Raw genomic sequence first — 11,571 nt, forward strand, 5'->3', positions numbered from 1 at the left:
AATACAGACTCATATCCTATGTAAAAAGAAAAAGGACCCCGCCGGAGTCCCTTTTTCTTTATGCAAAATCTGAATAGGCTTCGGCCGTAAAGCTTTCCGGACCGACGCGGGTAGGAAATAAAGTAATACCACCAGGCACGCTGATCAGAGCCTGATAAATAATAAATCCGGGATTTGGCGGATGGTAGTCGACTCCGCTTCCCGACAGGAGAGTAATCTCCGTGACTCCTGCCAGTAAAGGCAGTGTCTCGGTGGCAGTATAGACAGTTGTTGTTACCCCGCTTACAATACGATTAACCGTCACTGTAAGAGGAGTCAACACCGATAACAAACTGCTCACTGCCACGGTAAAATCAAATACAACTCTTAAATCTGCTCCTGCTCCTGACGTATTCAAACCGAGTGTACCGAACAACTCAGGCGTAGTCGATACCGGGATTGCAATCGATCCGCTTGTAGCAGCATTCAGGGAAACTTGGCTATCCACTAGAAAATTCGCCATTTTATCAAAACCTCCCAACCTTTGAGATATTATAGAGTATGTTGGATTACAAGGATTGGTATAGACGGGCCGGGTATCTATCACTAGAAAATAAATATATTCCATGAAAGACGAGTAATTTGCTGTAAGATTCTATATTTAAATCTATATAAAGACAAAAAAGACTCCTGCCAGGGAGTCTTTTATAATTAATGACCTAACCAAGACACGCTGCTGTATCCTGGTCATATCTTACTTCGAGATATTCTTAAATGCCTCTGTTTGCTGCTTGATACCAACCTCTGTGGCAAAACGCTCAATGCTGGATGCTCCGAAGAATCCTTCGACACCCTTGGTTCGGGATAATACATACGCTGCATCCTCTGGCTCCGCGATGGGTCCGCCATGGCACAGAATCATAATGTCCGGGTTAACCGCTTTTCCGGCATCGCAGATCGCTTGAATCTTGTCCACGCAATCATCCAGCGTCATGGCCGTCTTGGCACCAATCGTTCCCTTGGTAGTCAGGCCCATATGGGCAACCAGTACATCGGCTCCGGCTTCCGCCATCTTCTTCGCTTGATCAACGTCAAACACATAGGGGGTAGTCAGCATATCCAGCTCATGCGCCTTCCGGATCATCTCAACTTCAAGATCATACCCCATGCCGGTCTCCTCCAGATTGGCACGGAATACACCATCGATCAGGCCTACCGTCGGGAAGTTCTGAACTCCCGCAAAGCCCTGCTCCTTAAGCTGCTTTAGAAAAATATCCATGATCCGGAACGGATCCGTGCCGCAAACACCTGCCAATACAGGCGTATTCTTCACAACCGGCAGCACCTCGTTTCCCATGTCCACCACGATCTGGTTCGCATCTCCGTATGCCATAAGTCCGGCCAGGGAGCCGCGTCCAGCCATCCGGTAACGGCCAGAATTATAAATGATGATGAGGTCCACGCCACCGGCTTCGGCACTCTTGGCCGATATGCCCGTACCTGCTCCCGCTCCCAGTAATACCTTGCCCTCTGCTACCTCTGCCTTTAACTTGGCTAATACGTCCGCTCTCGTGCTCATTGCCATGATATGTTCCTCCTTCAGATATGAATACTTGGTGTATTGGTGAGCTATTGCTCCAATCTTACTTACGCTTCATCAGTTCCATCAATTTATCGGCGGCTGCCACTGCAAAAGTTTGATCATTAATGTCGGTCTCCATCTCCACCAGTTCCACCTTCTCACGATTGATGCGTTGTCTCAGCGTATTGAACAGCATCTCATCCTCTTGTGCCCCCCGGAATGCCTCGCCCTCCACATCCAGCATGGATACGCCTTGCAGGGGAAGCATCAACACCGTAGGACCCTCCGAAAGATTCAGTTTGTCCGCAATGATCTCGCCAAGCTGCCGGTTCTCCTCCACCGTCGTCCGCATCAGTGTAACCGAGGGGTTATGCTTGTACAGGTTCCGACCCCGGTATGCCTCAGGCACAGTATCATAAGGACCGAAGTTGACCATATCCAATGCTCCAGTTGATACGACCTGCGGTACCTGGCAGCGTCCAGCGGCTTCGAGCCGATGAGGTCCTGCCGCCAAAACGCCGCCGAACAGCTCATCGCACCATTCCGTTGTTGTCAAATCCAGTACACCGTCTATAAACCCGGCATCAATCAGACTTTCCATCGTTTGCCCGCCTGTACCTGTTGCGTGAAACACAAGAACCTCGTACCCATGCCGCTCCAAATGCTCCCTGGCATAATCAATGCAGGGTGTCGTTACACCAAACATCGTTGCTGCAATCAACGGCTTTTTATCCATCGGTGGTGCCGATTCGAACGACACCATACCTGCTACCGCATGAGCCGCATTGGTAAAAATCTTCGTGGAGAACGAGTTCAGACCGGATACATCCACAATGGAGGGAAACATGATAATGTCACTCGTCCCTACGTAAGGTGCCGTATTCCCGGATGCAACGGTAGATACCATCAGTTTCGGAACTCCGATCGGCAAGGCTCTCATGCCTGTGGTTACAATCGACGTTCCCCCTGTACCGCCGAAAGACATAATGGCGTCGAATTTCCCCTCGGCATACAGCTTCGGCACGATTTTTTCCATCCCTTGAGCCAAAACCTCGGTCCCGGCCGACCGGTCCTTCCGGGCAGCGATCTCGCGTATATCCGCCCCAGCCGCCTCTGCAACTTCGATGTTGGATACATCCGGCGCAAACATCGGCTCGAACACACCGCTGTGGATCGTAAACGTTTTTAGCCCCAGGCTCTCGATAACGGATTTCACGTATAAAAACTCGGCACCCTTGGAATCCAATGTTCCCGCTATGGCTATTGTCTTCACCGTACAGACCTCCTCAATGTCGCTTATCAGGATCGTTTGCACCAGTCCTAAAGAGGCCCGGCATGTGATCCCTATACATAAATAATACAGCGCTTTCAAATAAAAAAGATCGTATCCATGTACGATCTTTATGTATATTTGTCTTCGATGTGCTGACGATAGGTTTGGGGAGAGGTTCCCGCGTACTTTTTGAAGGTTTTGCTGAAATGGACATAGTCGGGATAGCCGACCAGCTCCGCAATTCGAGCGAGCGCCAGCTTGCTCTGCTTCATGATCTCCTGGGCTTTGTGGATGCGGTATTTGGCTATATATTCAGGAAAGCTGCACCCCACTTCTCTGTTGAACAGCGCGCTCAGATGCGTTCTGGAAACATGAATCTGTTCTGCCAGCTCCGTCAATGAAATATTGTCCGCATAATGGTCGGCAATATACTCTTTTACGTAAGTTACATAATCCATCGGCTCCGCGAGGTGTGCAAGCTTATCCATCAGCTGCTGGTCCTGCTCCAGATGGCCGGTCGCCTTGAAGCGATGTGTTGCATCCACGATGGCTTCCTCCGTCGGTGTCCGTTCAAAGCTGGAGCCGCCCACGTAGCCCATAGCCGATGTGTTGTCATACATATACTGGACATCCACCGGCGTGTGGACCGGACCGCCATACAACAGCTTGATCGGCTTCTTGCCCGAAGCGTCACATACGTCAAAAATTTCTCTGGCGATCTCGGCTCCCTTCTCCAGCGACCATGCTTTTTTGGTTCCCATCAAACCGCCCGCCGTGACGCCCAGGTGTGCGCAGATGATATCGGCTCCCGCGTCCAGCATCCACAAGGCATGCTCCGGGTTAAACACAAAAGCCATCGTAAACATTCCATGCTCATGGGCGAGCCGGATGGCTTCCACCTCTTGCCGGTAAGTGATTCCCTCTTCCTCCAGGGCTTCGCGGAATTGCCCGTCGATCAATCCCAGCGTAGGGTAGTTGATAATGCCGGAAAAACCGCTGCTCCGAATTAAATCCAGGTAACCCGGCAGATGAATGGTCGGATCCGTTCCGCACAAACCGAATATAACCGGCGCATCCCGGACCACCGACAGGATCTCCCGTGAACCGAACTCCATCACCATATCATTGCAGTTCGCGTAAGGCATCAGCCCCGCAAGGGAGCCGAGCCCCATCTGCCGGAAACGCCCTGAATTCAGGGCCAGTATAAGATCCGCACCGCCCTTTACCGCATATTTGGCCGAGATCCCGGCTCCGACTGCCACGCCGATGATTCGTTCCTGGGTCTGGATTCCTTTATGTAATGTATCTAAAATCTGTTCTCTGGTCGTTATCAAAGCTACTGGTCCCCTTATCTTCAATGTGACCGGGCTTATATGTATCGTTTCCTAATGCCGCTGAACCTATTATAAACCAACTTTAATAGAGACGTTTCTTATAACTGTCCTGAAGCGCCTGGGCAACGGACTCTTCCGTCACATGGTCTTGATTCACATGATCCGCTATAATCCTGGACGGATTCGGCAGCTGTTCTCTGGATAACCAGGAACCAGAATCCCAAACCTGTGAACGCATAAAAGCTTTTGCGCAGTGAATGAAACATTCCTCCACTCGTACCCCAATCCCAAGCCATGGCCTTTTTCCCTGTACGCTCAGCAGGTCAAGCAGGTCCTCATCTCTGATTAAGACGGCGCTGCCGTTGATCCGCAAAGTCTCCTTCAAACCGGGAATGACAAACACGAGGCCGACCCTCGGGTTGGACAGTATATTTCGCAGCGAATCAAACCGTCGATTACCCGGCCTTTCCGGAATGACCAACCAGGATTCATCCATGATGTGAACAAACCCCGCCGCATCTCCTCTCGGTGAGACATCACAATACCCCGATGCATCGGAGGTTGCCATAAACAGCAGCGGACTCTTTGCTATGAAGTCTTTACAGTGATGATCCATTCGATCCAACGTTTTATGCTTGACCACATGACTGGATTCCCCGAACAAACCGCGAAGCTCCTCCTCCGATGTCATCACGGATTGAAAAGGTCCTTTTATCATCAGAATCACTCTCCCATTAGATACCTAACTTCAAAAAGCACCCTATCTGTTTCTCATCCTCGGCTGCTGGTACGGTAGATACGGTATAAAAGAAGCTCCCCACAAGTTCACGGAACCTATGCGAAGCCCTTCTTCATTCTTATAAGAACACCAGCAGCAGAATACCGACAACAAAGCAATAATATGCAAAATACTTCAAATTCCCACGCGCCATAATGTTCATGAACCATTTCATTGCAAAATAAGTACAGATCAGTGTAGCTATAAACGCGAGCAGATAAGGCATCATCAGCTTGGAAATGTCAGGATCGGACGCAATATCCGAAATGCCCAGCACCATGCCTCCAAGGCTGATTGGAATATAGAGCATAAAAGAAAACCGCAGCGCTGTCTCCTGCTTCATGCCCACAGCAATCGAAGTGATTACGGTTGAGCCAGATCTGCTAATGCCTGGTATCAGCGCAACAGCCTGGGCCAGCCCTACGATAAGCGCGTCCTTGAAGGACAGGTCATTATCCTGCTTGCGGCCGCGAAGATTCCGAATCAGCCAGAGGGCAACTCCCGTGAACAGCAGCGCGATTCCTACCGTACGTACGGAGGAGAATATCGACTCGATCTGATCCTTAAACAGCAAGCCAATAAGCACAGCGGGGATCGTACCCACAACAATATACAAAATGAACATGAAATCGGATTTATACTCCGGTTTTCGTGTGCGCAAATAATTCAGGCCATTCACAAGCAATCTCTGCAGATCCTTGCGAAAAATAAACACAATCGCAATCAGCGACGCCGTATTGGTCAAAATTTCAAATGACAGCCCATTCTGCTCCATGCCCATTAATCGTTGGGCTACAATCAGATGACCGCTAGAGGATACCGGAATCGGCTCCGTAACCCCCTGCACGATGCCCAGCAGCAAGTACTTCAACCACAAGATCAAATCTTCCATAACTCTCCTACTCTCTTTGAAACATTTGTGTTTCTTATAAAAAACACTAGTCTATCATAGCCCAAAAAAATAGCAACAATCAAACCTCGCATATGTGTATGTTGATATATTGTAGAAAAACGACAGATTTTGTCGAGTTTTTGTAGAGATCGATTTTATATACTGCTTTAGTGATTTCTTGCGGTTTTTGGAGGAGGCGTCCCTGTTTCATTTCCGCAGGGGATACAACAATATGAGAGTAGAAAGGGGTAAAGTTTTGAAAAGATTTGAATCAGGACCAAGGCGCAGCGCCAAGAGCTGGATCAGCTCCTGCCTGGCATTTGTGTTTTGTTTCACTGCTGTTTTTCCGCTATGGTCGACCGGTACAGCTTCAGCGGCCGCGAATGTAGCAGTGGATGAGACGAAAAACTACATATCACTCAAGAACACCGATTTTTCGTCAAACAATCCGAGGGTCGGAAATTATGCGAATTTTGCGTACCAAACCGAAACACCTCCAACCGGCCTAACCCAATTGGGTAAAGTCATCGCTAAAGACCTGCAGTATAACTACGGTGTGAGAACCAGCACCGCTCCATACAGCGATTCTCAAATCAAGAGCCCAAACAATATTGTGGGCTTCAAGGATGCCGGAAACGGCCTGTTTCCGATGCGTCTGGCTACCAACAAGCCGGAATCGTTTGGAAGCATGTTTAACAAAGAGCGCGTAACCTTATCCAACAACCGCTCATTCAGTACGTATTTCAGTTTTAAAATGCATGGGGGAACCCAAGCGGACGGCATCGTGTTCGTGGTACAAACTGCGTCCAACGAAGCAGGTGCCAGCGGCGGCGGGCTCGGTTATTCCGGCGTAGCCAAGAGCATCGGTGTGGAATACGATACCTGGTACAACAAGGGTCTGGACAACGGCACACCGCGGAATGATCCCCGAGCTATTGGAACTTCAAGCGGCAACCGCGCCTCCCACGTAGCCCTCGTCCTGGACGGCAACGTGGATCATGATGCTCAACCGAAAGGTGCGGTCGACGGCAAGAACATCGCCAATATGGATATCAAAAAGCTGTCCCTTGCCCAAACTCCTGGCGAGGCGGCATCGGATCCGTACAAGCTGTTCCATACCTGGATCGACTATGACGGACTGACAAAGAAGTTTAATGTCTATCTGATCCGCGAGAACAATAACGGCACCTATCTTGTGCCTCAAGTCGGAACCGACGGCAAACTGGTTATCGCCGGGAACGAAGTTGCAACCCAGGAGGTTACCGAATTCCCGTATTTGGAAAATGGACAGCTCGTATCCCGTACTTCGGGCGGATCTGTCATTCCCGTGAAACCCATCATGTCTGACACGCAGGACCTTTCGTCCATGCTGCTTCAGGATGATGCCTACATCGGATTTACGGCAGCCACGGGCGGTTCCTATCAGGACCATGACATCTATTCCTGGCAGTTTAACAACTACAGCGGACTGATTGTGCCTGGCACGAATCAAGGACAACAGGAAGTAGAGCAGGCCCCGACCCATATCCAAATTGTAAATACGGTGCCTTTAAGAAATGCAAGCGGCCTACCTGTTTTCTTCCAGAAGGATACTAATGGCAGTAACGGCGTACTGGGCGTTAAGCCTGTGACCGGTGCAGCCGGAGATACTCCAATGGACGGCATAAAAGCCGGGGGATCTACTGCAGAGATCCAAGCGGAGGTCCGAACTATCGATGGGGACCTTATCGCCGGTTATCCGGTTACCTTCTCCATGTATTATGTATTGGCAAATACTCAGGTCGACATCGGCAGCGGACGCAAGGTATGGTCCGAAACGCTTGCCGACGATTCCGATATGTATCTGACCGCAGACGGGTACGAGGTTCGAACACAACGTTATGATCGGAATGGACAAGAGGTTCTGGTCCGGGAAATCACCGTTCCGAGTGATGCCAACGGTGTTGCCAGCGTCAACCTCTGGAACCTTGGCGACTACCCGCACCTGAGCTATGCCAAGGCACGGATCGGCGGCGAGCTGAACGGCAAAGTGTATGGCGGCGGCAACTTCGATACGACGCCTGTCTACTTCGAGTCAGGAAGCGCTCCTGTCGTCACAAATGCCAAGGTCGGTGACGACCGTAAAACGATTGTCACCACACTTGATATGCCGGTAACTTACGATCCTCATGATACCGGCGGCTTTTACATTGAAGTTCCTGACCCGGCGGATCCCTCAGCAACGGTGAAGATTCCGCTTGTTGTAAAGGGGCATGCCAAGGACTCTCAGGATGAAGACGATCCTTTCCGGCTTGTACTGGAGATCGATGCCGATTCTCCCGACTATCCTCCAAGCCTGCCGGTGGATTATGTGATACCTCCCAATGTGCAAACGCCCTTGAACTATGACAAGGATAAGGGCTCTGTCACCGGAACCGGTACAGGCGGCCTCCCATTGGAGAGCTTCCCGGTCAATGGAGGCGTTACCGTGCCTGTTGAGAACCGACTTTGCTCCCGTAAATCATGAGGTCGTGAATACTCAGGATCGCGACTCGATCCGCATCACGTTTCCCTGATTCTATCGTAACCTGTGGCAGCTAATGCTATGACCGCGTTCACAGTGACGATTAGCGACGGTGTGCTGCCGCCGGTGAAACTGGTGTTGACGCCAGCGGGAACTTCATTCACGCAGGATACGGACAAGCATTTAACGCTTAAGCTGGATCTGAACAGCGCTCCTGGCGTACCGCCAGCTTGGAACGGGAAGATCCCACTGGCTGCTGAAGTGAGCATTTCGTATGAGCCCGGTAAGCTGAATGCTGCTGACCTCATTAAGAAGGCCGACGGTTCGAACGAGCAGCTGGATCTGTTCCTGAACGACCCGGTGCGCAACCAGATGCAGCCGACAGCGGCTGAAGTGATCAATGATGAGTCACGCAACAAGGTCAAGGTGGAATTTGCGGAGCCGCTGAACGCGGCGAGTCTCCCTGGAAGCGCCCCGGCATTTAGCTTCAAGCTTGATGGGATCGCTGCTCCGGTGAGTGCAATAAATGTGGAGATGGATCCGGCCGATCCGACAGGCCAAACGCTGATCTTCACGTTGGATGCTGCCAATCTGCCTGCAACAGGCATTCCTTTCAAAGCAGATGACAGCGCGCCAACCAATATCACCATGAATTACAGCACAGGTATTACCGGTGCAGATATCAAGGAACTCCTCCCCCTTCAGCGCAGTCTGGGATGGCTCGAACATTTTGATGTCAAGAACCAGACCTCGGCTTTTGAACCGGCCGCTGCTGCTGTGGGTACAGACCGCAATACCGTGACCGTCAAATTTGAACGGACCGTGGATGTGATCGGTCAGCCCGAACTATCTCTCACATGGGATAACGGTGCCACGGTATATCCGGTTGATATGATCGGAAATGGGACAACGGATCAAGATACCCTGGTTCTGGCTCTCCCGAACGGTATCGAAATACCGGAGAACGCCAATGTACAACTAACGTATACTCCCAAGGCAGGGGATCGCATTATCGATCATCTTGACCCGTCTCGTGTTCTGCGGCCGCTTGGACCGGTTTCCGGGGTGAACGGAGACTTTCCGGTAAGCAATGTGGGGATTGCCATAACCGCTCCGGCAAACGGCTCCACGATTCAGCACATTACACTGCCTGTTCAGGGGACTTACAGGGATGCTGGCACTCCGGTTCATGATCATGTTGTGGTGACTGTGACTGGCGCAACCTATGGTCCTGTAAATGGAACCGTAACTGTTCTTCCTAATGGAGAATGGACATTTACGCCAGACTCGTACTGGAGAGACGATATCTATACGGTGACACGCCACCGCGAAGGACGTACTCGGCAAAATCGTGGATGACACCATGACCTTCACCGTTGTCGGACCTCGCATCTCGGTTACTGGCCCTATGCAGTATGGTCAACACATTCAAGGTCCCGTAACCGTAATTACCGGTATGATCGAGTCTTCTGCCGATCTGATTGAAGTTGAAGTCAGAGATGGACTGGGCCAATTGATTCCGGGGCAAGCCCTTAAGCTGTCAAACGATCCGGAGCGCTGGACCTTCATACCGGATGAGCCGATAGCTGCTGACGGAACCTATACCGTTATCTCCAAAGGAAGAGACGCAAATGGTGATGAGTTTTCCAGCGAAGCCTATCCTTTTACCATCGATACGGTTGCACCTGTAGTTACCATTGATTCACCGGCAGACGGCTACATTGGAAGTCCAAACGCCCCGGTGGATAAAATCGTTGTGAGTCCTAATGAACCCGCCACCAGCGTAACCGTTTCGGTCTACGACCGGAACAATCGCGTTGTTGCACAAGGCCTGGCTATTCCGGGTCCCGGGGATCAATGGACATTCACGCCGGATCGTCCGATCTCCTCTGTCGGTACGTACCGTGTAGAGGCTCTTGCCATGGACATGGCTGGCAATCTGAGTACGGTGTCGATCCGTACGTTCACCATCCGGTCGGCCAACTCTGGAGGTTCCGACGATTCAGGCTCTTCCGGCGGCATTGGAGTACCTATCCAACCTCAGCCAAAGCCTGACCCTGAGGCACCAAAACCGGTGCCCATTGATCTATCAGCCGTAAATGTGAACCTGGAGATCAGCCGCTCTATCCATCCGGATGGAGGCCAGGCCTCTGTAAAATTAAGCTACAAGAATCTTTCCGGCTCCACCGTTCATGGTGGACAAATTGAACTTATCCTGCCAAAAGGCGTTGAAGTCATCGATGCCGCCGGCGGTAAAGTGATTGACGGCAAGATCGTATGGGACATAGACAAGCTGGATGCCGGCCAATTGAAGAGTTATCATATTAAACTTAAATGGCCACAACTGGCTCAAGGCGTAGATGAACAAGCATTTACGCTGTCCGCTCAATATACAGCATCTGGAGACCATGTATCGGGCAAAGCCAATACCGATCGGCTTCAGCTGCTCGTGTATGGTGCAAATGCGGGAGCTTTGAAGCATGAGCGTTACATTCTTGGCTTCCCGGACGGCGACTTCAAGCCGCATAAATCATTGACCCGCGCCGAGCTTGCCGCTATTATCGCAAGATTGCTTGGGGATTACGAGAGTGCAGCCGACAGCTATAAGGATGTACCGAAAGGCCACTGGGCCTATTCATACATTCGTACCGTCACCAAGCATCAAATATTTGAAGGCTACCAGGATGGCTCCTTCCATCCGGACCAGCCTGTCAGCCGGGGCGAGCTCGCCTCTGTCATGGCACGTTATTTGAAGCTGGACCAAGCGACGTCGCTGGAGCTTCACTTCAACGACGTAACGGCAGGCAGCTGGTCTGCCTCCGCCATTGAAACACTGGCTCGTCACGGTATGCTTCAAGGCTATTCGGACGGAACCTTCCGACCGAACCAAGCCATCGTCCGTTCCGAAGCAGTAGCCTTAATTAACCGCATGCTGTACCGCGGACCGCTGGTGGACATCGATCCTACCTGGCCGGATGTACCAAAGAGCTTCTGGGCTTTTGGTGACATCCAGGAGGCGTCCGTCTCCCACCAATCCGCCCGCAAAGAGCGGAATGGCGAGATCGTGGAAGCCTTTAAAGAACAGTTGAACGACCTCGTAAAATAAAAATAAACCCGCCTCCGGTTCAGCGATCTACCGGAGGCGGGTTTTTGCATGCGTTTATGGTCTGTACAACCATATGCAGACAAGAGAAGCCCCTCTAACCACGGAATTAGAGGGGCTCCTGATC

Annotated in this window: 9 protein-coding genes; 3 read left to right on the plus strand and 6 right to left on the minus strand. The window is 51.2% G+C overall.

Translation table 11 applies throughout. From position 1 onward, the window contains the following. Positions 1 to 58 precede the first annotated feature (58 nt). The 6 genes from PVOR_RS25345 to PVOR_RS25370 all read right to left on the minus strand — a co-directional run bounded on the left by PVOR_RS25345 (position 59) and on the right by PVOR_RS25370 (position 5,838). Entirely contained in the window at positions 59 to 502 is a 444-nt protein-coding gene (locus PVOR_RS25345) for a hypothetical protein (RefSeq protein ID WP_006212405.1), read from the minus strand. 231 nt (positions 503 to 733) lie between these two features. Continuing rightward, entirely contained in the window at positions 734 to 1,564 is an 831-nt protein-coding gene (locus PVOR_RS25350; protein ID WP_006212406.1) for a phosphoenolpyruvate hydrolase family protein, read from the minus strand. Between the two features lie 58 nt (positions 1,565 to 1,622). Continuing rightward, on the minus strand, positions 1,623 to 2,834 hold the full coding sequence (locus tag PVOR_RS25355; protein ID WP_006212407.1) for a Tm-1-like ATP-binding domain-containing protein: 1,212 nt from the start codon (positions 2,832 to 2,834) through the stop codon (positions 1,623 to 1,625). A 128-nt stretch (positions 2,835 to 2,962) separates the two neighbouring features. Continuing rightward, complete coding sequence (locus tag PVOR_RS25360; RefSeq protein WP_006212408.1) at positions 2,963 to 4,168, minus strand: phosphoenolpyruvate hydrolase family protein; 1,206 nt, start codon at positions 4,166 to 4,168, stop codon at positions 2,963 to 2,965. An 82-nt stretch (positions 4,169 to 4,250) separates the two neighbouring features. Next, on the minus strand, positions 4,251 to 4,886 hold the full coding sequence (locus PVOR_RS25365; RefSeq protein WP_006212409.1) for a pyridoxamine 5'-phosphate oxidase family protein: 636 nt from the start codon (positions 4,884 to 4,886) through the stop codon (positions 4,251 to 4,253). A gap of 139 nt (positions 4,887 to 5,025) precedes the next feature. Then, a complete protein-coding gene (locus tag PVOR_RS25370; RefSeq protein WP_006212410.1) occupies positions 5,026 to 5,838 on the minus strand; it encodes an undecaprenyl-diphosphate phosphatase in 813 nt (270 codons plus the stop codon). 256 nt (positions 5,839 to 6,094) lie between these two features. On the opposite strand from PVOR_RS25370, the gene PVOR_RS25375 reads away from it, so the two are divergent. The 3 genes from PVOR_RS25375 to PVOR_RS25385 all read left to right on the plus strand — a co-directional run bounded on the left by PVOR_RS25375 (position 6,095) and on the right by PVOR_RS25385 (position 11,447). Continuing rightward, positions 6,095 to 8,344, plus strand: coding sequence for an L-type lectin-domain containing protein (locus tag PVOR_RS25375; RefSeq protein WP_040681013.1), 2,250 nt, complete (start codon positions 6,095 to 6,097; stop codon positions 8,342 to 8,344). Between the two features lie 63 nt (positions 8,345 to 8,407). Further along, the gene (locus PVOR_RS25380; protein WP_234973098.1) at positions 8,408 to 9,700 is read left to right on the plus strand and encodes a hypothetical protein; all 1,293 of its coding nucleotides are present in this window, start codon (positions 8,408 to 8,410) and stop codon (positions 9,698 to 9,700) included. Further along, the gene (locus tag PVOR_RS25385) at positions 9,693 to 11,447 is read left to right on the plus strand and encodes an S-layer homology domain-containing protein (RefSeq protein WP_006212413.1); all 1,755 of its coding nucleotides are present in this window, start codon (positions 9,693 to 9,695) and stop codon (positions 11,445 to 11,447) included. Before PVOR_RS25380 ends, PVOR_RS25385 begins: the two co-directional genes overlap by 8 nt. The last annotated feature ends 124 nt before the right edge of the window (positions 11,448 to 11,571 follow it).

The organism is Paenibacillus vortex V453, assembly GCF_000193415.1.
Lineage (GTDB): Bacteria > Bacillota > Bacilli > Paenibacillales > Paenibacillaceae > Paenibacillus_AQ > Paenibacillus_AQ glucanolyticus.

What these genes read in the sequence shown, in the direction of transcription:
- PVOR_RS25370 (WP_006212410.1), bottom strand. Translation starts at nt 5,838, where the DNA reads ATGGAAGATTTGATCTTGTGGTTGAAGTACTTGCTGCTGGGCATCGTG.
- PVOR_RS25365 (WP_006212409.1), bottom strand. Translation starts at nt 4,886, where the DNA reads ATGATAAAAGGACCTTTTCAATCCGTGATGACATCGGAGGAGGAGCTT.
- PVOR_RS25345 (WP_006212405.1), bottom strand. Translation starts at nt 502, where the DNA reads ATGGCGAATTTTCTAGTGGATAGCCAAGTTTCCCTGAATGCTGCTACA.
- PVOR_RS25350 (WP_006212406.1), bottom strand. Translation starts at nt 1,564, where the DNA reads ATGGCAATGAGCACGAGAGCGGACGTATTAGCCAAGTTAAAGGCAGAG.